This window comes from Streptococcus sp. SN3 (assembly GCF_030439905.1).
Genome location: NZ_JAQFJF010000002.1, coordinates 451,284 through 472,724 on the forward strand (window position 1 = coordinate 451,284; position 21,441 = coordinate 472,724).

Below are 21,441 nucleotides of genomic sequence, written 5' to 3' on the forward strand. Positions count from 1 at the left end.
CTTTATGTTGTGAACAATACAAAACTTGCTAAAAAGCGATTCTTATTTAAAACAAGGTTGAGACAGATGTCCCAACCTTATTTTTATTTTCCAAATAAACGTGCCCAGAAGCCCTTGCTTTCCTGCTCCTGCACCTTTTCCTTGGCTTCATCCAACTCCAACAGCAAGGTCTCACGCTCATTCATAGCCTTAGCTGTTAGCTGCTGCTGCTGGTCCAACTGCTTGTCCTTTTCAGCAATCTGGACGTCCTTGATGCGCAGCTGCTCATCTTTCTTAGCTAACTGGCTGTCCTTGGCCTTAAGCTGCTCATAGAGACGCACAATCTCAGCATTTTTTTCGTCCACCAAGATTTCCATCAGCTCGCGTTGCTTCACATCCTCGCTAACCGGTTCATCTTCAAAAATAGTTTTCTTATAAATCTCTTCCAGCTTAATCAAGCCGCTGCGGGTCACCACCGTGACTCCTTTTTCATTCTTTTCCGTATCTTCTGGCGGTAGTGCCTTGACACGATTGTTAATCGCCTGGCGGCTAACTCCAAGAATCTCGGCTAACTCGCTGACTGTCTTTTCAATTGCCATAATTTCCTCAAAAACTTTTTCTAGTTTGTAGATACCTAAATCTTATCATATCAAGCCTTAACTGTCAAATTTCACAATATTTTTTGAGCCTGACTCCTATCTTTTTAGCCCTTTTTTATGATACAATGAGACAGATTAGTCTAGTAAGAGAAATAAAAAAATATAATGAATGTAGAAATCTAGATATTCCTAGCTATAGTCCTCCAAGAGGAACCACAAGACAGCAAAAAGGCACCTGTAAGGACATACTAGACTTCCAACCAACAGATAGAAACCACTCTCCACGAAAGGAAAAGACCAATGAAGTATTTCGACACAATCATCATCGGCGGAGGACCGGCTGGCATGATGGCTGCCATTTCCAGTTCTTTCTACGGACAGAAAACCTTGCTCCTCGAGAAAAATAAACGACTGGGTAAGAAACTAGCTGGTACAGGTGGCGGGCGCTGCAATGTGACCAACAACGGAAACCTAGATGACCTCATGGCCGGTATTCCAGGCAACGGGCGCTTTCTTTACAGCGTCTTTTCTCAGTTTGACAACCATGATATCATCAACTTTTTTACAGAGAACGGCGTCAAACTCAAGGTCGAAGACCACGACCGTGTTTTCCCAGCGACAGACAAGTCCCGCACTATTATCGAAGCTTTGGAAAAGAAAATTGCAGAGCTGGGTGGCACTGTCATCACCAATACTGAAATCGTCTCCGTCAAAAAAAATGATAATCTTTTCACTATCAGATCCAGCGATCATACTTGGACCTGCCAAAAATTGATTGTGACGACTGGCGGCAAGTCCTACCCTTCAACAGGCTCGACAGGATTTGGTCACGATATTGCCCGACACTTCAAGCACACGGTGACTGAGCTGGAAGCTGCTGAAAGTCCTCTTATGACTGACTTTCCTCACAAAGCGCTTCAGGGGATTTCGCTGGACGATGTGACCCTAAGCTATGGCAAGCATGTCATCACCCACGATCTGCTCTTTACCCACTTTGGTCTATCAGGTCCGGCCGCTCTGCGCTTGTCTAGCTTTGTCAAGGGTGGCGAAACCATTTATCTGGACCTTTTGCCACAGATGAGTCAGCAGGCTCTGGCGGATTTTTTAGAAGAACATCGGGAAAAATCGCTGAAGAACTGCCTGAAAATCCTCCTACCCGAGCGAATGGCAGACTTTTTTGCCCAACCCTTTCCCGAGAAAGTCAAACAACTCAATCTCAGTGAAAAAGAGGCTCTCATCAAACAAATCAAAGAACTGCCCATCCCTGTCACTGGCAAAATGTCTCTGGCCAAGTCCTTTGTAACCAAGGGCGGAGTCAGCCTCAAAGAAATTAATCCCAAAACTCTGGAAAGCAAGCTCGTTCCCGGTCTCCACTTTGCTGGAGAGGTCCTAGACATCAATGCCCACACAGGTGGCTTCAACATCACATCTGCCCTCTGTACCGGCTGGGTGGCAGGAAGCTTGCATTATGAGTGATTAGAAAAATATTTTAAAGTAATTGAAAAAACTGGTCGAGGAACATTGCACTGCACCCTAAAAGTTAACTAACTTTTGGGGTGCAGTGCAGAATATTCTCACCAGTTTTTATTCTGCATTTGTCCGCACATAAGCAGCAATCACATCTGCTGTGTACTGGGCAGTGCCTGTTCCAAATTGATCGATATTTTTCTTGAATTCTGGATTGTGGACATAGCCCTGACCGATGTGGGCAAAGACTTGCAGTGAGCAGTCAAAACCGTAAGTGCGAATGGCTTGTAAGAGCTGGGCTGCCTGCTCTTGATTTTCTGCTGCTTCAACTGGCAAGCCTTGCTGCATATTCTCTGCCAGACTTTGAAAAACTCGATTGAAAGCTGCGGCAGATTCTTCTTCCCGTCCATTTTGACGAGTTAATGCTTCTGACATGACTTCTTGACCGTATTCTTCGACAGCTTCTTGATGATATTTGTGATTGTCTTCATAGGTAAAACCTGCGAATTTTTCTTTCATTGTCATTTTTCTTTCTCCCTTTTCATCTTGGATGGTTTTTTGTAAGGTGGAAATCAAGGTATCCAAGCGGTCTCTTTCCTGCTGCAAATACTCTAACTGCCTAACCAGATGCGGCAATAAAGCCTGTTCATCCTGACTCAGCAGCTCTGCTATTTTCTCCAAAGAAAAACCCAGATACTTATAGTAAAGGATGACCTGCAGCCGCTCTAAATCAGCTTGGCTGTATGTTCGATAACCATTTTCTGATTTGGCAGGGACTAACAGTCCGATTTTGTCATAATGATGCAGGGTTTTGACAGAGACTCCTGAAAGCTGCGCAGCTTCTTTGATATGGTACATGATAGACCTCCTTACTACTATAGTATAAGCCCTGACCAAAGGTCAGAGTCAAGCTTTTTTAGAAATTTTTTTAAACCTATTTAAAGTTCCCAAAGCGTCTAGCAGTTATTTACGAGAAACCATCGCAATAAAGCCCAGTTTTTCTTGATTCTTTTGGAACATCTTAAACATCTTCATAAACTGGCCGTAGTTCTCTTTTTTAAGGGCATTGAAGCAGATTTTCAGTGTGCCACCCAGCCCTTCGTCATATATCATTCCTCGAAGGCTCATCAAGGTCATTTCGCCAACAAAGGTGTCCACACGGTCAAAAGCGTGAGAACGTGCTAGCTGAATCCAAGATCCCTCGGTTAGAGGCCCCACATTGACATTAATCGCACGCGACAGCTCTTCCCGGACATTCTCATCTTTTTGCTTGAGCATGACGTCGTGGGTGAGGAGCACTCCACCTGGCTTCAGCACCCGGTAGTACTCATCCATACATTTGGCCTTCCCCTTATCCGTCTGCATGGTCAGCATGGCTTCATTGATAATGATATCAAATGAATTGTCCTCATAAGGCAGCTTCATGGCATTAGCCTGCTCAAATGTGACGAGTTCACCAACACCAGCCTTGTCTCCATTAAGCTTAGCCTGAGCCAGCGCAGCCTTATCCAAATCAACTGCAGTAATCTGGCAGCCATATCTTTTAGCCAGCTCGATTGTTGTGGTTCCCATATTGCAGGCAACTTCTAGAACCTTCTTGTCGCTGGAAAACTGTCCCTGCTCAATCAGCCAGTCTGTTGCCAGCTTGCCACCGGGACGAAGACGTTTCTTTCCTAATTTTGCTAAAAATTTATGACCTGCTTCTGCCATTTCCGAACCTCCATGATTTTGATTGGTTCCATTATAGCATAAAATATTATATTTTCAGACAATTCTTAGAATATAGTAAAAAACAGACCGAATCGACCGATTCAATCTGTCTTGTACTTTCTTTATAAGCCAAGAAATCCAGCTAGATAGCGCAGCAAGGCCACCAAGACTACACCAAATACAACAGTTGCAATTAAGTTTTTATACTTAAATGCCACATAGCTAGTCGGAAAAACGCCCATTAAATCCAGCCATTTAAAGCTCGGCAGCTGACCTGTTTTAGCATTGGTGACACTGGATAAGATAAGGGCAAAGATTATGGAAACTGGCAGATATTTGAGGAAACGCTCCACCATAGGCGGAAGCCCCTTGTACTTGACTAGGATAAAGGGTAAAACCCGCGGAATCCAAGTTACTAGAGCTGACAAAAGAATAGCCAGCAAAATATACTTACTTATCATCCAAAATCACCCCCACTATACACCCTAGCAAGGTTGCAAAAAGCACCGCCAGCGAATTTTGAAGCAACATGGTCAGAAGCAGGTAGGCGATACCCACCACACTCAAGACTAAAAAGAGTTTATTGATTCTGACCCGTCGCAGCATGATTGTAAACTGAGAAGAGAAAATGCCGATAAACATAGCGACCAAGGCAAAATCCAGTCCAAAACTATCAGGATTGGGCAGAAGGGCACCGAGGGCTGTTCCCAAAACAGTACCCAAAATCCAGGAAGCGTAACTCATGAAATTATTGCCCATCATCCAAGCAGCAGCAATTTCTTCTGTATGTGCCCGCTCTCCCATCAAGACTCCATAAGATTCATCCGTCAAAAAAGAGCCAATGACAATATTCTGCATCAAGCTAGATTTACGAAAAAGAGTTGATGCATGCAGACAGAGCAAAAGATGCCGGATATTAATAAGAAAAACAGTCAGTGCGATGGCCAAGACAGGCGCCTGCTGGGCGAATAAACCAATCATGGCAAACTGGGCACTGCCTGCATAAACCAGAATACTCATCAGCCCCATCTCCAAGGGATTCATATAAGGCGCCGCCATGATGCCACAGGCTAGGCCGATTCCGATATAACCCAGAGCTGTTGGCACTGCTGCTTTTGCACCCTGTTTAAATGTCTGTCCGCGCATTCTTCTCCTTTACTCCATCGTTTCAAAAGCCAGACTCGGCTTAGCATTGAGGTCTAAACTGGCAAAATTTCCCTTGTTCCACTCACTGACACTGGCATAGGCAATCATACCAGCATTGTCACCGCAAAGGCGTAGAGGCGGAATGATCACCTTTACATCCTGAATCTCAGCTGCTAAGCGTTCTCTCAGGCCTTGATTGGCCGCAACACCGCCCGCCACGACCAGAGTTTTGACTGGATATTTTTCCAGCGCTCTCTTAGTCTTGACCATGAGAATATCCATGACCGCTGCCTGAAAACTTGCTGACAGGTCTTGGTTAGACAAGACTTCTCCCTTTTGCTGAGCATTGTGGTGCAGGTTGATAAAGGCCGACTTGAGACCGGAAAAAGAAAATTCCAGATTGTCTTCCTTAATCATAGCCCGCGGAAAATCATAAATATCCTGTCCCTCATGAGCTAACTGATCAATCTCTCGACCTGCTGGATAGGTCAAGCCCATGACTCGACCGACTTTATCATAGGCTTCACCGACCGCATCATCGCGGGTCTCCCCCACAATCTTATAATCACCAGCCTGACTGACATAGACCAATTCAGTATGACCGCCACTGACCAAAAGAGCCAGCAAGGGAAATTCTAAGGGCTCCACACTTTGGGCTGCCATCAGGTGTCCAGCCATATGATTGACTGGAATCAGGGGAATATCATGAGCCCAGGCAAAGGACTTGGCCGCTGCCAAGCCGACAAGAAGCGCCCCAACCAGACCAGGACCGTAGGTGACGGCCACCGCTGTGACCTGCTCCTCGCTAATCCCTGCTTCTGCCAAGGCCTCCTCAATGCAAACCGTAATGACCTCCACATGGTGACGGCTGGCCATTTCTGGCACCACTCCGCCAAAACGCTTGTGGCTCTCAATCTGGCTGGCAATGACATTGCTCAAAAGCTCAGCCTCATTCTTCAGAACCGCCACACTGGTCTCATCACAGGACGTCTCAAAAGCTAAAATATATCTATCTTTCATGGACCTCTCTTTTCATGACTATCGCGTCTTCCACCGGCGCATGGTAGTAGGCCTTCCGCCGCGCGATTTCTTCAAATTTTTCTTTTTTGTAAAATAGCAGAGCTGACCTGTTCGATTCCCTAACTTCGAGGAAAATCTCCTTGTCGGCAGGCAAAAAGTCGAACAAGGCTGTCGCGATTTTCTGTCCCTGGTAGCTAGGCAATACAGCAATCTGCAAAACTTCTGCTTCAAAGTCTATCTCCTGCCAGACTAAAAAGCCGACAAGTAAACTCCCATCTTCTGCTAGCGTACAACTGTTCACATCCGATCGCAGGACCTCTTCCACCTGTATAGCTGTCCAAGGGCTGACCTCATAGACTGCAAGTAAGAGCTGTTCCAGCTCTTTGGCGAGAGCGGCCGCGTCCACATCCGAGCTGTCGCTCCATTTTCTCAACTTAATCATAGGCGCTGAATGTAAGAATCGCTGGATTCCTTGTGATTCTTGAGCCAATTTTCCTCGGCTTCTACCCGTTTGAGGTAGTTAGGAACAAAGTCATGAATGGACTGGGCTGGCAGGTCTAAACCGAGACGACCAATAGCTGCCGCATCTGGCAAGCTTGGCTGAATGGCAGCCTGAGGAAGAGCAGCTCCAATCTGCTCCGCAAAAGCTGCTGTCTCTCCGACAAAAGTGACTGGCTGATTAGCAGCGCCAGCTATTTCTAAAACCTCTGCCAAAGGCAGATGAGCTTCCGGCTGCACAGTCTGACCAGACTGATAAAAGCCAGCATAGACATTATTTCGGCGGGCATCCACGATGGGAATGACCAAACCTTCCGCCTGCTCTGGGACTAAAGCCAGCAAACTAGACACACCAACCAGCTCAATCTTGAGGGTATGCGCCAGAGTCTTAGCTGTCGTCACCGCAATTCTCAGACCTGTGTAGCTGCCCGGCCCCTGCGCCACCGCGATACGATCCAAATCCATCGGCTTCATATCCAGACTATTCATCAGAAAATCAATAGCCGGCATCAGGGTAATGCTGTGGTTTTTCTTTATATTTAAAGTCATCTGCGCCAGCAAGGTCTCGTCCTCTAAAATCGCGAGCGTCAGCGCCTTACTTGACGTATCAAAAGCTGCAATCTTCATGCTTATCCTCTATTTTTCCTCTTGCCGCCAAAGTGAGCGGCGTTTTAATTTGTCTTCGTAGAAACTATCTACCAAAAATTCCTCTAAAATCTGGCTAAAAGCCTCCAAATTAGGCACTTGCTGCGCCAAGTGTTTTCCAAAAATAGCTTCTTGCTCAGCAATCTTGGGCAGCAAATCCGCTCCAGCAGCAGTCAAGCTCAAGCGAGAACTGCGCTTGTCCTTGCTAGAAATTTCCTTCTTGACCAAGCCTTTTTTAATCAAAGCCTGCACCAAGCGACTAGGGCTTTTTTCCTCACAAATCAGGGATTCCCCCAAGCCCTTGAGAGACAGCGGAGCATGTTCGCCCAAAACGAGCAAGACCTCGCTTTGATTGGGCGTAATTCCCAAAGGCTCTAGCAACTTCCCATATTCTCTCGTCGCTAAGCTCTCTGCACTTCTAAACAAATAGCCAAATCGAATTCCTTCTGCTACCACGCTGCTCTCCTTTCAAAAATCACTTCTATACTATTTTACACTAGATTAGGTAAATTGTTGACAATTTTAGTTAAAAAATATAAAATCTTAAATAGATGATATATCATCTATTTGCAAAAGGAGGAAAAACGGATGACCCCAAACCCTACAAATCAAAAACCAGCTAGAACAATGACCCACGCTTTTGTGACTGGTGCGACCGGTCTTTTAGGAAATAATCTCGTGCGTGCTCTGCTAAAAGAAAACATTCAAGTGACCGCTCTCGTTCGCTCCGAGGAAAAAGCGCGCAAACAATTTGCCGACCTGCCTATCCAGATTGTCAAGGGGGATATTTTAGAGCCCGAAAGCTATCGTGACTATCTAGCAGGCTGCGACAGCCTCTTTCATACCGCTGCTTTTTTCCGCGATAATTATAAAGGCGGCAAGCACTGGCAGGAGCTCTACGACACTAATATTATAGGCACAAATAACCTCCTAGAAGCTGCTTACGAGGCTGGTATCCGCCAATTTGTCCATACTTCCTCCTGTGTCGTACTGGAAGGTGAGGCCAATCAGCTAATCGATGAAAGCATGTCTCGCTCAAAAGATACTCCTTTTGATTACTATCGCAGCAAGATTTTGAGTGAAGAGGCCGTTCGTGATTTCTTGGACAAGCATTCAGATGTTTTCGGTTGCTTTATCTTGCCGAGTGTAATGTTGGGTCCTAGAGACCTTGGTCCGACCTCCAGTGGGCAGCTGATTATCAATTTTGTAGAGCAAAAACTTCCAGGTATCTTAAAGGCTAGCTATAATATGGTGGATGCTAGAGATGTAGCAGATATTCATCTCCGCGCCATGAAATACGGACGCTCAAAGGAGCGCTATCTGGCAGTTGGACGGCAAGTGACCATGACAGAATTGTACCAAATACTGGAAAAAATCACTGGCGTTCCCGCCCCCAAGCGCAAGATCTCCCCTCTTTTCGTCAAAATCTATGCCCAAGCAAGTGAGCTCTACCACCGGCTCACCAAAAAACCAATTTTGGTTACCAATGAGCTCGCTCATCTCATGGCCGAAGAATATCTCAAAAGTAATTTTAGCTTTGCCAAAACCGAGAGCGAGCTAGGCGGACAGCATCGCCCTCTCGAAGAAAGCTTAGCTGACGTGGTAGATTGGTACCGCAAGCACGGCTATTTCGCCAAATAAGCAGCCCTCAAAATCAAGTGACCAAATGTTCATCGCTTGATTTTTCTTTTTGTCAAGCCGCTTTGGCTGAAAAACCGTCTCTGAAATTCACCGTCCCGACTTGCTTCCTAAGCTCATTCTATGGTATAATTACAATAATAATTAAACATCAGGTCAATTTCATTACTCTTACTTTTCCATAAGATACAAGGCTAAAACAGCATTTTAGCCTCTTCATTTGAGTAAGCCCTATCAGAAGTCACAGCAATCGCTCACTTTCCATTTATCATTTTTAATTTATCATGTGAAGAAATGCGCTAACGCCTGCCTTCTTTTATTTTTTAGACCTTATCACAGAAAGGAATCTTATGATTTACAAAGTTTTTTATCAGGAAACAAAAGAGCGCAGTCCGCGCCGTGAAAAGACACGTGCCCTTTATTTAGAGGTCGAAGCAGCTAATGAATTGGAAGGCCGCATTCAGGCTCGTAAGTTAGTCGAAGAAAATACCCCTTACAATATTGAATTTATCGAGCTCTTGTCTGACAAACACCTCGAATATGAAAAAGAGTCAGGCACTTTTGAATTGACGGAGTTCTAACCCATGGCATATACCTTAAAACCCAAAGAAGTTGGCGTTTTTGCGATTGGTGGGTTAGGCGAAATCGGTAAAAACACCTACGGGATTGAATACCAAAATGAAATCATCATCGTGGATGCCGGTATCAAATTCCCAGAAGACGACCTGCTAGGAATTGACTATGTCATTCCCGACTACTCTTATATCGTGGAAAATATTGACCGCGTAAAAGCTGTCCTCATCACCCACGGGCACGAGGATCATATTGGCGGTATCCCTTTCCTGCTCAAGCAAGCTAATGTTCCGATCTATGCTGGTCCTTTGGCCCTGGCCCTCATTCGCGGCAAGTTAGAAGAGCATGGACTTTTGCGCGATGCCAAACTCTATGAAATCAATCAAAACACAGAACTGCAGTTCAAGCATCTGAAAGCTACTTTCTTCCGGACAACCCACTCTATCCCAGAACCTTTGGGAATTGTCATCCATACGCCGCAGGGTAAGATTGTCTGTACAGGTGACTTCAAGTTTGACTTTACACCAGTCGGTGAGCCGGCAGACTTGCACCGTATGGCTGCTCTGGGCGAGGAAGGCGTTCTCTGCCTCCTATCTGACTCGACCAATGCTGAAGTTCCGACCTTTACCAATTCCGAAAAAGTTGTCGGCCAGTCTATTATGAAGATCATTGAAGGCATTAATGGACGGATTATTTTCGCCTCCTTTGCCTCAAATATCTTCCGTCTTCAGCAAGCCGCAGATGCTGCTGTTAAGACTGGACGCAAGATTGCGGTCTTTGGCCGCTCCATGGAAAAGGCTATTGTCAACGGGATTGAGCTAGGCTATATCAAGGTTCCCAAAGATACCTTCATTGAACCAAATGAACTCAAGGACTACCCAGCTGGTGAAGTGCTTATTATGTGTACCGGAAGCCAGGGTGAGCCGATGGCGGCCCTGTCTCGGATTGCTAATGGTACCCACCGTCAGGTTCAGCTGCAGCCTGGAGATACAGTTATCTTCTCATCTAGTCCTATCCCTGGTAATACAACCAGCGTTAACAAGCTGATTAACATCATTTCCGAGGCTGGTGTAGAAGTGATTCACGGTAAGATTAACAACATCCACACCTCTGGACACGGTGGCCAACAAGAGCAGAAACTCATGCTCCGCTTGATTAAGCCTAAATATTTCATGCCAGTCCATGGTGAATACCGTATGCAGAAAGTCCATGCAGGTCTAGCCGTTGATACTGGAGTACCAAAAGACAATATCTTCATCATGAGCAATGGTGATGTGCTGGCTCTGACAGCTGACTCAGCTCGTATTGCCGGCAGCTTCAACGCTCAAGATATTTATGTTGATGGAAACCGCATTGGTGAAATCGGAGCTGCAGTCCTGCGCGACCGTAAAGACCTGTCAGAGGACGGTGTTGTTCTGGCTGTCGCAACGGTTGATTTTGAGTCCAAGATGATTTTAGCCGGTCCAGATATTCTCAGCCGTGGCTTTATCTACATGCGCGAATCAGGTGACCTCATCCGCCAAAGCCAGCGCATCCTCTTCAATGCCATTCGCATTGCCCTTAAGAATAAAGATGCCAGTGTCCAATCTGTCAGCGGCGCTATCGTCAATGCCTTGCGTCCTTTCCTCTACGAAAGCACCGAGCGCGAACCTATTATTATTCCGATGGTGCTTACACCAGACGAAGATAACTAAAAACAAGCTTTGCTAGATCAGCAAAGCTTATTTTTCTGCTTTATTTTTTGTTCGCGAAGCATGCTTAATAATCCAAGCGCAACTCGGACTCAGTTCTTCCTCTTGCCAAGATCCAATCACCCTCTCAAACTTTTCAGGATCTTCTTTATATAAATCATTCAGATTATTAGCGACACTTTTTTGGATTGATTTATCCGCATCATCCTTTAGATTCCTTAAAATAGCGGTAAACTCATCAAAATAATCTAAAACCACAGTCTGCTTCTTAGCCCAGGGCAGTCGGATACGCATACACTCGCTGGCTAATCTGCGGACGCGCATATTCTCGTCTTGGCTCCACTCTAACAGTAAATCCATGGTAGCATTAGGATAATTAGCCAGCAAGGGCCGCATGGAAAATTCTCCAGTAAATCGCTTGGTTAATTCCTTACTGAAGGCCGCACTCAGCTCGAATTCCTGACCTCCGTAAAGTTCCACGTATTTGCCAATCGGCCACAACCAATACCCCTCTGAGAACATCCCCAGGCCGCACTCTAACTCCGGACCAAGTATCTGCTCAAAAACCTTAAGAGAATCAGCATAAGAAAGCGGCAAGCATTCTTTGATACTCCTTGCCAGCAGCTCTTGACGCTGAGTAAATTCCAAAGACTCTAAGTCGCTTTCAACTAGAGACATAAAATGCTGAGCATCAAATTTATCTGTGACTTCTTGCAAGCGACGGCTCAAATCCTCCGCATAAACCAAATCATAATAATCTTTAACCTTTTTCGCCATGATTTTTAAATCCCCTTAACAGACTTCTCACTGCTCCTCTGACTTCTACTTCTTCCTTTTTCTCAGCTAGAAAAAGAGATAACTCGTTCAAGGCGCCTGAAATCATATGAGCTGCCATATCCAAATCAATAGAGATAAGTCTTCCTTCTTTAGATAAAATGTCTAATTGCTCTCTCAAATGAGAGAAAGAATTAGCCTCGTCCTGACGACGCCACTCTTTCCACTCAACGACATTGGGACCATCAAGCAGGAGAATACGTTTATTTTCGGTCAAGGTCGCAAAACGAACAAAAGCAACACAGCCTTCCACCAACTGCTCCCAAGAATCGTGTGCTTCCAGGGCATTTTTTTCTACATAAAATCCCAGTTCGGACTGAATTTGTGCCAGTACGGCGGTAAATAAAGTTTTCTTATTCCCGAAATGATGATAAAGTGCGCCTCTTGTCATTCCCAATTCATCTACAATTTCTTCCAAGGAAGTTTCTGCATAACCCTTTAAAGAAAAATGTTTCCGGGCGATAGCTAATATTTTCTTGCTTGTCTCTAGAGAAGCCTGCTGTTTTTTATTCATCTTCACTCTCCAAATAATTTGCCGCAAACTCAGCGCTAGGTGGAATTACTTGAATCACATCAACCAAAACAGAACCCGGCGCTTCCACAATGAAATGGCGCTGACCAAAATCTTCACTCTTAATAGGAAGAAGGAACTCCATTTCTTCTTGCTGACGCAATTCTTCATAAAAACAATCCACATTGTCAACTTCGATATTGATGATTAGGCCACTCGCCTCAGACTGGTAGGCTTGTGGCACTGTACCATGCTTGCTATCAATAAAAGCAAGCTCAAAACCACTCTCGATATTCTTTAAACTAATATACCAATCTGAACGGAAGGTTTCCTGAAATTGGAAATGCTCAATGAAAAATTGTGCTGATTGATGGACATCTTCACTCATTAATACCGGATATAAACTAGTAATCATTTGTGCTCCTTTTCTTAAGCTATATTTTAACATACATACTGAATGTATGCAAATAAATATTAAAAAACAGAAGCCAAATTGGCTTCCATTTATTTGAGAATGGCTTCGTTTAATCGCTTTATAAAATGATATTTGGTAATGCCCTTTTGCGGAACATCTGTTAGACTGGCGTAGATTTCATAGCCTTGCTTGATGTAAAAATCCCTGGCCTGATAAGATTTAGTGGACAAGGTAATGCTAGTTACTCCAACTTCTGCAGCCTTTTCTTCTAATTCTGCCAGCAGACTGGCTCCCAATCCCGCTTTCTGATGTTCTTTATCCACCACCAAAGCCTTGATATGAATGTTTTCCAACACCTGTTGGGCATGGAGCAAGGCAATTAACTGGCCATCTTCCTCCCGCCTTAAATAATAATCTTGAGGTTCAAGTTTTTCAAGCATATCTGGACCAAAATAGGCTTCATATTGCTCATCAAAAACCCGCTTTATAAAATCATGAAATTCTTCCATCTTTCTCCTCCTCCATGAAAAAGCAGGGGATATGCCAATCCTCCTGCTCTAAGTTTAGTATAAATCTAAATAGTTATCCACTTCCCATTGGGAGACAAAGGTTGCATAGCTAGCCCACTCGATACGCTTAGCTTCTAAGAAGCTCGTATAGATATGCTCGCCAAGAGCCGCTTTAACGACTTCATCTTCTGTCAAGGCCTTCAAGGCATTGTGAAGAGTTGATGGCAGGTCTGTAATTCCAGCTTCCTTACGCTCCTCTGGAGTCATGATATAGATGTTTTCTTCGATTGGGGCTGGAGCTTCGATTTTATTTTCGACACCGTGCAGGCCAACTTCCAAGAGAACTGCCATAGCGATATATGGATTGGCCATCGGATCAACCGAACGCAGCTCCAAGCGAGTACCCATACCACGAGAGGCTGGCACGCGCACCAACGGTGAACGATTGCGTCCTGCCCAGGCAATATAAACTGGTGCTTCATATCCAGGAACCAGACGTTTGTATGAGTTGACCGTTGGATTCATGATAGCTGTGTAGTTATAAGCATGGTTAATCAAACCACCCAAGAAATGGTAGGCTGTTTCTGACAGCTGCATACCTTTTGGATCTTCTGGATCGAAGAAGGCATTATTGCCGTCTTGATCAAAGAGAGACATATTACAGTGCATACCAGATCCTGCAATGCCAAACTTAGGCTTAGCCATAAAGGTTGCATACAAACCGTGCTTACGAGCAATAGTTTTCACAACCAGCTTGAAAATCTGAATCTTGTCACAAGCCCGAAGCACTTCGTCATACTTAAAGTCAATCTCGTGCTGGCCGACTGCTACCTCATGGTGACTAGCTTCTACTTCAAATCCCATCTTGGTCAGGACATTAACGATTTCCCGACGAGTATTGTCTGCCAAATCTGTCGGTGCCAAGTCAAAATAACCGCCCTTGTCATTTACTTCCAGCGTCGGATCGCCATTTTCATCCAGCTTAAAGAGGAAAAACTCTGGCTCTGGTCCGAGGTTAAAGGATTTAAAGCCCAGCTCTTCCATATGCTTGAGGGCGCGCTTGAGGTTACTGCGAGGATCCCCTAGAAACGGTACATGATCTGTCGTGTAAACATCACAAATCAGACCCGCTACACTGCCGTTTTCATCTCCCCAGGGAAAGACTGTCCAAGTATCCAGATCAGGGTAAAGATACATATCTGATTCATTGATACGGACAAAACCTTCAATGGAAGAACCATCAAACATGGCTTTATTGGATAAGACCTTGTCAAGCTGTTCATCCGTGGCAGGAATTTCCACATTCTTCATAGTCCCTAAAATATCAGAGAACATAAGACGAATAAAGGTAACATTTTTCTCTTTTACTTCGCGACGGATATCAGCTGCTGTAATAGACATTAAATTTCTCCTTGTAATTCAAACAAAATAGCTATGGTCGACGCATCTGACCAAAGGTTGGCAGAGAAGAAGCAAAACGGCCTTGCTGCAAGATGTCATGATGCAGGGCACGGCGGACATCTTTTTCACTAATGGTCTTGTGGGACTTGGCTTCACGCTCAGCATATTTCCTCTTAATCGCAGCGATATTATAACCTTCCGAAATATAATCCTTAATTTCTAAAAGACGGTCCATATCATTCAAAGAATACATCCGACGATTGCCCTCATTCCGAGCAGGGGTAATCAGATTCTGGTCTTCATAATAACGGATCTGACGGGCAGATAGGTCCGTCAGTTTCATAACACTGCCGATGGGAAAGACTGCCATGTTTCGGCGAAACTCTTTTTCCTTCATTCAAATTCCTCTCTACGCACTATTATAGGACGAAATAAATCTTATGTCAAGAAATAATGTCAGATTTTCTTACACGGATTTTATTTTTTCTTTTCAAAGATGGCCCGCAGCCGATCTATATCAGAATTTACCAGAATCGCAACAAAGACTCCCATGAAGGTTTCAAAGATTCTGGCAAAGACATACAAGATGGTATCTTCCGGCCGAATGGACAGGGTAATAATCAGCATGGCAGATACCCCGCCAATGACTCCAGCCTTGTTGTTCATAGCGACATTGGTCATGATTGTCAGCATGGTACAGACCGGCACCAAAAGGAGGGTGACCCAATACTGCTCCTTAAAAACACTATTGACAATGAAAAATAGCAGAGCGTAAAAACCACCGATGCTATTTCCTAAGATTCGCGATGTCCCGAAGTGGACACTCTGATCAAAATCCTCACGAAGACTAAAGACTGCAGTCAAAGCACCGATTTGCAGGCCTTTCCAACCAAAAAGCCCAAAGAGCAATAGGATGATGAAGACAGCCAGACCGGTCTTAAAGGTACGCATGCCCAGACGAAATTTCGATTTATCAAACTTGTACTTATTGAAATAACTCATTAGTCTCCTTCCAGGAAATCCTCCCTCTCTTCATTTTAACATATTTCGTCTCAAAAAAACTCTTTCTGCTCAGGACTTTTCCCGCACAAAGAAAAAGCCCTATCAGCTACCGCATCAAGAGCTATCGACTATTTAAAAACTGAGACATTATCAGCCCCAGCCTCGTTTTTATTATCTTTAGTTTGGATAAATGTAGGTAACTCCACCCATAAATTCATTTGGGTTAAAGTAGCCACGATAGTTGTTAATCTGCTTTTGGCGATTGTAGTTGGCTTCCAAGACTTGGATAGAGCTGTCGCTTTGCACATCTGTCACATAAGCAACATGTCCATATTCACCGCCATCCCAAACTGCAATAGCGCCTGCTACTGGGACATTTCCTGTTGCATAACCCTGAGCACCAGCATTGATTGCCCAAGTATTAGCATTGCCCCACCAGTTGCTTGCCCAAGGAGCCATTTCTTTCACGCCCCAAGTACATTGGCCGATTGGGTAAGAATTGCCATAGTCAGTTGGTGTATTTAAGACAACATCTTCAGTATCAGATACCAAAGCAGCATCGCTTGTCGCTTCATAAGCTGGAGCGCTGTAAGGATTGTATATCTGATCCAAAGCAGTGCCATTTACTTGCAACACATCTCCTGGGTTAATCGTATCAAAAATTGATTTTCCATTATTGGCAGCAAGTTCGTAAGGATTCATCCCATTGGCGCTAGCAATGGCAAAAAAAGAGTCCCCTTGCTGGACAACGTAAGAATCTGCATTGACAGCTTGAGCGCCGATTGTCGCTAACAAAGCTGTGGAAGTTAAACCAAGAGTTGCTTTAGCAAATGTTTTTTTCATAACTGTTTTTCTCCGTATAATTTGATGATAAAAAAATCATACCTCATTTACATGTCAGTTTTTTTAGAATTATGTTTTTGTCATGTTACAAATGATTTAGACTTTTGCTACATAAGATTTAGCAGTATTTTTAAAGGTAAAAAGGCTAGGGATTCCCTAGCCTCATCTATTATCAGTCTTCTTTACGTCTCAATTTTCCTAGACCTAAAGCACCAATAATGGCTGCTAAACCTAGATATGGCAGATAGACTGCATCTTTGGCTCCCGTTTCTGGCAGAAGAGAAACAGGAATCTTTTTAGCCACTGGAGTTGGATTGGCTCTTCTTGGATCGTTTACACCCGAAACAATCAGATGCTGTGACTTAGGAGTGACTGTTGTAACTGTATTTGAAGCATAGACTACATGATTGACAGTATTGATGTAGGTATTTTCAAAAGTACCCGCAGCAATCCGCTTCATCTGTAGATAGGTTTCAGCCTGAAAAGCTGAATCCAGAGAAATAGTCTCTAAGAATTCTTCCTTGAAACGAATAGAAATCAAGCCTTTCTCAAGATCAATATTCGCAGCTGTATACTCAGTCAAATCTGTACCAGCCTTTATCACCTTACCATCTTTGAGCGTGATGTCTACTTTAGCAAAGGTTTTGTAAGCCCCCGTGTACTCATCGCCTCGTTGATCATAATCATCCACAAAGCTATAGTCTGTCAAATCTTCAGAATGGTTAGCAGGGATCAAGCCGCCGATGAGACGGTAGTTAAAGTGCCGTCCCAAAGTCAGTTCCTTGCCATCCAAGTTCTCTGCACTTGTCGGATCCAAACTCAGGGTAATATCTTTTTCAGGACTGATTTTAGGAACATTGTTCACGACTACGTCTGTCGCATAACCATTTCCAAAGTCAATTTGATAAGCCCGGTTCTCGAATTTACCGCCTGTGCGGCCCATTCCTTCTTTGACAGCCATAGGGCTTGTTATCGTCAAAGACTTACCTGTTACGACATATTGGTCATAAAAGGCTTGGGCATCGTCTGCTGCAAAGAGTTGGAAAGAACCTTTAACAGTGATATTGGCCTTTTGAAGGAGCTCTCGAACTGCTGCAGGGGCTGTTTCAAGGCTCTCGTAGTGGGTCACTGTCACACCTGCCACAGCCTTGCCATCTGCATCTACTAGCTTGACTAATTCCGGACGAAGTTCGAGTGCTTCTTCCGGATAGTCATCTACATAGTAGAAACCTTTTTGAATTGTGCTCTTAAATGACTTGTCACCCTTATACTGATCCAAATCCCAGTTCAGCTCGTAGTAATTGGTTGAACCAGCCAAGACTTCCTTACCATCAATCACCAAGCCTGCCTTGTTTTTATTGACCTTGGTTGGCTTGATGTAATTATTGCTAGGATTGTCTGAATCGTCTGGCTTGCCTGGCGTAGTCACGCGTACGACATTTGAGCGGACACCATAGGCATCATTGACTGTCAGGGTGAAATTATTGGTATAAGTCGCGCCATCGTTGAGCACTTGGCCGACTAATGTTGGAAAGAGCGTAGTAACTTCTTTGGTCGTATCAGCGTTATAAGTAGCTAAGGTTGCTGCAGTTGCCTTGAATGTTACTGTGTGGCTAGCCTTGTCATAGCTGATATCAAAGCCTGCACTAGCAGCTTTTGTTGCTGCTAAGTCAACTTCATAACCACTTGGCAACGGATCAGTAATGACAAATGAAGTCGTCTCACTGCGTCCAGCTGGAAGAGCTTCTGTCTTTAGAGCAAACTGAACGACGGACTGCTTAGCCACCAGAGTCTTATCAATATTGGTGCCTTGGTCATTTTGAATCTCTTTATTAATCTGCGGTTGAGATTGCAAGAGATGATAATGATAATGCACAGTCGGAGCTACGGGCGCTGCTGGCTCTTTTTGATAAACAGGCTCTGCTGGTGAGGTTGGCAACGGGCTATAAGTTGGTTCTACCGGCTTATTAGGCTCCGGTGTATCTGGTGTAGGAGTTGGCGCTTCCGGCTCCTTCTCATAAGTCGGTGCTGCCGGAGGGGTTGGCTCTTTTTCATAGGTCGGTTCTACCACTGCTGGCCGGACAGTTTTTTCTACTTCATAGCTTGGCTCAGAAGGCTTACTAGGCTCTGGTGTTTCCGGTGTACGTGTCGGTGGCGTCGGTTCTTTTTCATAAGTCGGTGCTGCCGGAGGTGTTGGAAGAGCCTTCGGTGTTGGTGTAGTTGGAGCTGGCTCCAAAGGCTTAAGCGCTTCTTCACTTGGCGCTGCAGGAGCTGTAGGAGCTACTGGCGCTTCCGGTTCTTCTACTGTGATGATTGGCAGATCATTCGCTCGAACATCACCATTAATCGCAAACCAAATATTTGGCTTCTTAGGAGCTAGTTTGTCAGCCCTACGTGGATCAGTAGCCTCTGGCTGGCCTAACACTTCAGAAGAGGAAATTGTTCCAATCGTCATACTGTTGGTTGTGCCAGAAATTTCTATCGCTCCTGCTCCATACCATGAGTTAGGAGCATCTGTAGTGTCCCAGCCTGAGTCCGGCTGAGCATTCTTATACATGGTAAAGCGAGATCCGCCAACTCCTTTTTTGAAGTTTTCAGACTCAGTCGCATAAATTTGGCCGTTCTTTTCACCAATAGATGAACCTGAAATCTTGTTGAAAGTTCCGGTATAATCTTTGGCCATTTCGATAGAATTAGCTTCACGGTTGAGGGAAGCCACGGACATCAAAGCCTGATCAAAATTAATAGGTTGGCCTTTATCATCATAAAAGACAAATTCCGTCTTCACAAAGAGAGAGGTTGCATCTTCAAAATTTCCTGTATAAGCTGAAGCAAAAACTCCCATTGTCGGGTCTTTAAAAATACCTAACCAGGCCTTATCATTGCGGAATTGAGAGCTTGGATCAAGGGTATAAGTATAGACAATTTTAGAAACTTTTTTCCCTCGATAATAAGTCCCCTGGAGATTTGTATAGGTTGCTGTAGCAGACTCACCACGACGCAACAAGACAGAAGACCATTCAGTTGGCCCTTTACCACTTGTTACGTTAGAACTATAGTCTGCATACTTACCAACCGTACCAAAGCTTTCCTGCTGATTGGTCTGATAGTTAGCATTTTGAATATCTGTTACTTTGAAGTTGTCCAACTGGAAGAATTTCTTAGAAAACTCTGCAGTGTTCTTCACAGCGGCTTCCATGCCAGCATAGCTGACGAACTCACCATTTGTAGTCAGTGACAGATCAGCATTAGGTTCTGATTTGAAAACCAGACTTTGCGCAATTGGACGGCTCAAATACCCGTCTTCAGTCTTCTTTGTTTCTGCAAGAGCCAGTCCAGCCTTAATCTTGGCCTGTTCAGCATCATATTTAGCCTTATTTTGCTGATACTTGGCTAATTTTGTGTTATAGACAGCCAAATCAGCATTATACTGGGCCAACTGAGCTTGATAGTTTGCTTGGGCTTGAGCATTACGCTTCTTGATTTCTTCATTTTCAGCTGCTATAGTGGCATTCTTAGCTTGATTCTCTGCTAGCTTTTGCTCATATTCTTTTTGAGCTGCTGCATTTTCAGCTTCAATTTGAGTCTTTTTCGCTTCATAAGCTGCTAAATCTGCTTCATATTGAGCTTTTTTATCTTGATTTTCCTTTTGGATACGGGCCAATTCTGCCTGATAATTTGCCTGAGCCGCTTGATATGCCGCTTCATTATCAGCATTCGTCTTTCGGACAGTTGCTAAATCTGTTTGATATTGGACAAGTGCTGCCTCGTAGGCCGCTTTTGCAGCCGCATTCCGCTGTTTAATAGCTTCATTATCAGCAGCAATCTTAGCATTTGCAGCTTGAGTATCCGCTAAAGCTTTTTCATACCGGGCCTTAGCTGCCGCATTCGCCTTTTGAACACGGTCCAGCTCACTAGCATAAGCCGCCAGAGCTGCATCATAATTAGCCTTTGTTTCTGCGTTCAGTTTTTGGACACGGGCTAATTCTGCATCATAGGCCGCTTTTGCCGCTTGGTAAGCCGCCGCGTTATCCGCATTCGTCTTTTGAACCGCTGCTAAATCTGTTTTGTATTTACTAAGTGCCGCTTCATAATCTGCTTTCAGCTGAGCATTTTCTGCTGTGATCCGAGCTACTTCTGCTTGATGAGCAGCCAAATCTTTAGCGTATTGCTCAGCTATCGCTTTGTTTTCTGCTGTAATCCGAGCTACTTCTGCCTCGTAGGCTGATACTTTTTCTTTGTACTCCTTGACCTTGGCATCAATCTCGGTTACCTGCGCTTGATAATCTGCTGCAATCTCCGCTTTTTTGTCTGCTGTTTCTTGAGCAGTCTGGGCTACTCCATTGTCAACAGCTGGGTCTTTGACCACTGTCAGCCCAGCTTCTTGAGCCTTTTTGACGCTTTCATCTAAACCAGCTGTTGGAACAGTCACTGTCACACCGCCATCTGCCTGACCTGCTCGCGCCTGACTCTCTTGAGATGCCTGACTGGCTGGCCCTTGAGCTTGAGGCAGATTAGTCGCTGCATTTCCAGTACCTACCATTTCAGTATTGACAGGACTATTGGTATCAGATACCACTTCATCTGCTCTTACTTGCATCGTTGACGTTAAAAAAGCCGCACCTAGAACAGCACCGCATAAAGTTTTAACAGCCTTGTTTTTCCGAAAACCAAAAACTTCTTTTTTCTTCATTTTTCTCCTCCCCCTGCTAACTTTTACAGTCTGCAGTTATCCCAAGCCCTCCGAAAATCAAAAAATAATTGAAACCTCCTACTGGAAGCTCCATTCTCATTTTGACTCTCTGTAAGCATCAGAATACATACCTTTATCCTATCAAGTTTTCCCTTGTTTTGCAAGCATTTTTTCCTCAGTTTATTTACCTTTTTTGGACATTAATTGTATAATGTCTATTTATGATTTTCTCTTCCCTCTCCGTTCCACAGATTTTACGTAAAAAAG

22 protein-coding genes are annotated in these 21,441 nt (G+C 44.4%); 4 read left to right on the plus strand and 18 right to left on the minus strand.

Features of this window, described 5'->3' with window-relative positions; all coding sequences use genetic code 11:
• Positions 1–83 precede the first annotated feature (83 nt).
• Positions 84–578 (minus strand): DUF536 domain-containing protein, encoded by a 495-nt coding sequence (locus PCY71_RS06145; RefSeq protein ID WP_002896624.1) that lies wholly within the window; start codon positions 576–578, stop codon positions 84–86.
• 300 nt (positions 579–878) lie between these two features.
• On the opposite strand from PCY71_RS06145, the gene PCY71_RS06150 reads away from it, so the two are divergent.
• Positions 879–2,054 carry an NAD(P)/FAD-dependent oxidoreductase gene (locus tag PCY71_RS06150; RefSeq protein WP_002910712.1) on the plus strand — a complete coding sequence of 392 codons (1,176 nt, stop codon included), beginning with the start codon at positions 879–881 and terminating at the stop codon, positions 2,052–2,054.
• A gap of 108 nt (positions 2,055–2,162) precedes the next feature.
• Here PCY71_RS06150 and PCY71_RS06155 read toward each other — a convergent pair whose 3' ends face one another.
• From PCY71_RS06155 to PCY71_RS06190, 8 genes are all read right to left on the minus strand, one after another.
• Entirely contained in the window at positions 2,163–2,903 is a 741-nt protein-coding gene (locus PCY71_RS06155; protein ID WP_002910713.1) for a MerR family transcriptional regulator, read from the minus strand.
• A 105-nt stretch (positions 2,904–3,008) separates the two neighbouring features.
• Positions 3,009–3,755 carry a class I SAM-dependent methyltransferase gene (locus PCY71_RS06160; protein ID WP_048772170.1) on the minus strand — a complete coding sequence of 249 codons (747 nt, stop codon included), beginning with the start codon at positions 3,753–3,755 and terminating at the stop codon, positions 3,009–3,011.
• A 122-nt stretch (positions 3,756–3,877) separates the two neighbouring features.
• A complete protein-coding gene (locus PCY71_RS06165; RefSeq protein ID WP_048772168.1) occupies positions 3,878–4,216 on the minus strand; it encodes an AzlD domain-containing protein in 339 nt (112 codons plus the stop codon).
• Positions 4,206–4,901, minus strand: a complete 696-nt coding sequence (locus PCY71_RS06170; RefSeq protein ID WP_048772163.1) for an AzlC family ABC transporter permease — start codon at positions 4,899–4,901, stop codon at positions 4,206–4,208. Before PCY71_RS06170 ends, PCY71_RS06165 begins: the two co-directional genes overlap by 11 nt.
• 9 nt (positions 4,902–4,910) lie before the next feature.
• Complete coding sequence (gene tsaD, locus PCY71_RS06175; RefSeq protein WP_048772161.1) at positions 4,911–5,921, minus strand: tRNA (adenosine(37)-N6)-threonylcarbamoyltransferase complex transferase subunit TsaD; 1,011 nt, start codon at positions 5,919–5,921, stop codon at positions 4,911–4,913.
• A complete protein-coding gene (rimI, locus tag PCY71_RS06180; RefSeq protein WP_048772158.1) occupies positions 5,911–6,363 on the minus strand; it encodes a ribosomal protein S18-alanine N-acetyltransferase in 453 nt (150 codons plus the stop codon). The genes tsaD and rimI overlap by 11 nt, the downstream gene beginning before the upstream one ends.
• Entirely contained in the window at positions 6,360–7,046 is a 687-nt protein-coding gene (gene tsaB / locus PCY71_RS06185) for a tRNA (adenosine(37)-N6)-threonylcarbamoyltransferase complex dimerization subunit type 1 TsaB (RefSeq protein ID WP_048772155.1), read from the minus strand. Before tsaB ends, rimI begins: the two co-directional genes overlap by 4 nt.
• A 9-nt stretch (positions 7,047–7,055) precedes the next feature.
• Positions 7,056–7,520 (minus strand): MarR family winged helix-turn-helix transcriptional regulator, encoded by a 465-nt coding sequence (locus PCY71_RS06190; RefSeq protein WP_000225125.1) that lies wholly within the window; start codon positions 7,518–7,520, stop codon positions 7,056–7,058.
• Positions 7,521–7,652: 132 nt separating this feature from the next.
• Here PCY71_RS06190 and PCY71_RS06195 point away from each other — a divergent pair, with 132 nt between their 5' ends.
• From PCY71_RS06195 to PCY71_RS06205, 3 genes are all read left to right on the plus strand, one after another.
• On the plus strand, positions 7,653–8,705 hold the full coding sequence (locus PCY71_RS06195) for an SDR family oxidoreductase (protein WP_002903702.1): 1,053 nt from the start codon (positions 7,653–7,655) through the stop codon (positions 8,703–8,705).
• A 347-nt stretch (positions 8,706–9,052) separates the two neighbouring features.
• Positions 9,053–9,283, plus strand: a complete 231-nt coding sequence (locus PCY71_RS06200; RefSeq protein WP_125342599.1) for a DNA-dependent RNA polymerase subunit epsilon — start codon at positions 9,053–9,055, stop codon at positions 9,281–9,283.
• 3 nt (positions 9,284–9,286) lie between these two features.
• A complete protein-coding gene (locus PCY71_RS06205; protein WP_002929089.1) occupies positions 9,287–10,969 on the plus strand; it encodes a ribonuclease J in 1,683 nt (560 codons plus the stop codon).
• Between the two features lie 27 nt (positions 10,970–10,996).
• Here the strand turns inward: PCY71_RS06205 and PCY71_RS06210 are convergent, their stop codons facing one another.
• The 9 genes from PCY71_RS06210 to PCY71_RS06250 form a co-directional block, all read right to left on the minus strand.
• Positions 10,997–11,743, minus strand: a complete 747-nt coding sequence (locus tag PCY71_RS06210; protein ID WP_125342600.1) for a DNA alkylation repair protein — start codon at positions 11,741–11,743, stop codon at positions 10,997–10,999.
• Positions 11,727–12,314, minus strand: coding sequence for a TetR/AcrR family transcriptional regulator (locus PCY71_RS06215; protein WP_125342601.1), 588 nt, complete (start codon positions 12,312–12,314; stop codon positions 11,727–11,729). The genes PCY71_RS06210 and PCY71_RS06215 overlap by 17 nt, the downstream gene beginning before the upstream one ends.
• A complete protein-coding gene (locus PCY71_RS06220) occupies positions 12,307–12,726 on the minus strand; it encodes a VOC family protein (RefSeq protein WP_125342602.1) in 420 nt (139 codons plus the stop codon). The genes PCY71_RS06215 and PCY71_RS06220 overlap by 8 nt, the downstream gene beginning before the upstream one ends.
• 89 nt (positions 12,727–12,815) lie before the next feature.
• A complete protein-coding gene (locus PCY71_RS06225; protein WP_125342603.1) occupies positions 12,816–13,235 on the minus strand; it encodes a GNAT family N-acetyltransferase in 420 nt (139 codons plus the stop codon).
• 54 nt (positions 13,236–13,289) lie between these two features.
• Complete coding sequence (gene glnA, locus PCY71_RS06230; RefSeq protein ID WP_002896640.1) at positions 13,290–14,636, minus strand: type I glutamate--ammonia ligase; 1,347 nt, start codon at positions 14,634–14,636, stop codon at positions 13,290–13,292.
• Positions 14,637–14,667: 31 nt separating this feature from the next.
• Complete coding sequence (locus PCY71_RS06235) at positions 14,668–15,033, minus strand: MerR family transcriptional regulator (RefSeq protein ID WP_002898467.1); 366 nt, start codon at positions 15,031–15,033, stop codon at positions 14,668–14,670.
• A gap of 80 nt (positions 15,034–15,113) precedes the next feature.
• Entirely contained in the window at positions 15,114–15,638 is a 525-nt protein-coding gene (locus PCY71_RS06240) for an aromatic acid exporter family protein (RefSeq protein WP_009659795.1), read from the minus strand.
• A gap of 177 nt (positions 15,639–15,815) precedes the next feature.
• Positions 15,816–16,481: a CHAP domain-containing protein gene (locus tag PCY71_RS06245; protein WP_301412477.1), complete on the minus strand. Its 666-nt coding sequence runs from the start codon at positions 16,479–16,481 to the stop codon at positions 15,816–15,818.
• A gap of 172 nt (positions 16,482–16,653) precedes the next feature.
• The gene (locus PCY71_RS06250; protein ID WP_301412478.1) at positions 16,654–21,174 is read right to left on the minus strand and encodes an antigen I/II family LPXTG-anchored adhesin; all 4,521 of its coding nucleotides are present in this window, start codon (positions 21,172–21,174) and stop codon (positions 16,654–16,656) included.
• Positions 21,175–21,441: the final 267 nt, after the last annotated feature.

Bases quoted from the DNA above. Each gene is read 5' to 3' on its own strand.
- PCY71_RS06145 (WP_002896624.1), bottom strand. From the start codon at position 578: ATGGCAATTGAAAAGACAGTCAGCGAGTTAGCCGAGATTCTTGGAGTT.
- PCY71_RS06150 (WP_002910712.1), top strand. From the start codon at position 879: ATGAAGTATTTCGACACAATCATCATCGGCGGAGGACCGGCTGGCATG.
- PCY71_RS06155 (WP_002910713.1), bottom strand. From the start codon at position 2,903: ATGTACCATATCAAAGAAGCTGCGCAGCTTTCAGGAGTCTCTGTCAAA.
- PCY71_RS06160 (WP_048772170.1), bottom strand. From the start codon at position 3,755: ATGGCAGAAGCAGGTCATAAATTTTTAGCAAAATTAGGAAAGAAACGT.
- PCY71_RS06165 (WP_048772168.1), bottom strand. From the start codon at position 4,216: ATGATAAGTAAGTATATTTTGCTGGCTATTCTTTTGTCAGCTCTAGTA.
- PCY71_RS06170 (WP_048772163.1), bottom strand. From the start codon at position 4,901: ATGCGCGGACAGACATTTAAACAGGGTGCAAAAGCAGCAGTGCCAACA.
- tsaD (WP_048772161.1), bottom strand. From the start codon at position 5,921: ATGAAAGATAGATATATTTTAGCTTTTGAGACGTCCTGTGATGAGACC.
- rimI (WP_048772158.1), bottom strand. From the start codon at position 6,363: ATGATTAAGTTGAGAAAATGGAGCGACAGCTCGGATGTGGACGCGGCC.
- tsaB (WP_048772155.1), bottom strand. From the start codon at position 7,046: ATGAAGATTGCAGCTTTTGATACGTCAAGTAAGGCGCTGACGCTCGCG.
- PCY71_RS06195 (WP_002903702.1), top strand. From the start codon at position 7,653: ATGACCCCAAACCCTACAAATCAAAAACCAGCTAGAACAATGACCCAC.
- PCY71_RS06200 (WP_125342599.1), top strand. From the start codon at position 9,053: ATGATTTACAAAGTTTTTTATCAGGAAACAAAAGAGCGCAGTCCGCGC.
- PCY71_RS06205 (WP_002929089.1), top strand. From the start codon at position 9,287: ATGGCATATACCTTAAAACCCAAAGAAGTTGGCGTTTTTGCGATTGGT.
- PCY71_RS06210 (WP_125342600.1), bottom strand. From the start codon at position 11,743: ATGGCGAAAAAGGTTAAAGATTATTATGATTTGGTTTATGCGGAGGAT.
- PCY71_RS06215 (WP_125342601.1), bottom strand. From the start codon at position 12,314: ATGAATAAAAAACAGCAGGCTTCTCTAGAGACAAGCAAGAAAATATTA.
- PCY71_RS06220 (WP_125342602.1), bottom strand. From the start codon at position 12,726: ATGATTACTAGTTTATATCCGGTATTAATGAGTGAAGATGTCCATCAA.
- PCY71_RS06225 (WP_125342603.1), bottom strand. From the start codon at position 13,235: ATGGAAGAATTTCATGATTTTATAAAGCGGGTTTTTGATGAGCAATAT.
- glnA (WP_002896640.1), bottom strand. From the start codon at position 14,636: ATGTCTATTACAGCAGCTGATATCCGTCGCGAAGTAAAAGAGAAAAAT.
- PCY71_RS06235 (WP_002898467.1), bottom strand. From the start codon at position 15,033: ATGAAGGAAAAAGAGTTTCGCCGAAACATGGCAGTCTTTCCCATCGGC.
- PCY71_RS06240 (WP_009659795.1), bottom strand. From the start codon at position 15,638: ATGAGTTATTTCAATAAGTACAAGTTTGATAAATCGAAATTTCGTCTG.
- PCY71_RS06245 (WP_301412477.1), bottom strand. From the start codon at position 16,481: ATGAAAAAAACATTTGCTAAAGCAACTCTTGGTTTAACTTCCACAGCT.
- PCY71_RS06250 (WP_301412478.1), bottom strand. From the start codon at position 21,174: ATGAAGAAAAAAGAAGTTTTTGGTTTTCGGAAAAACAAGGCTGTTAAA.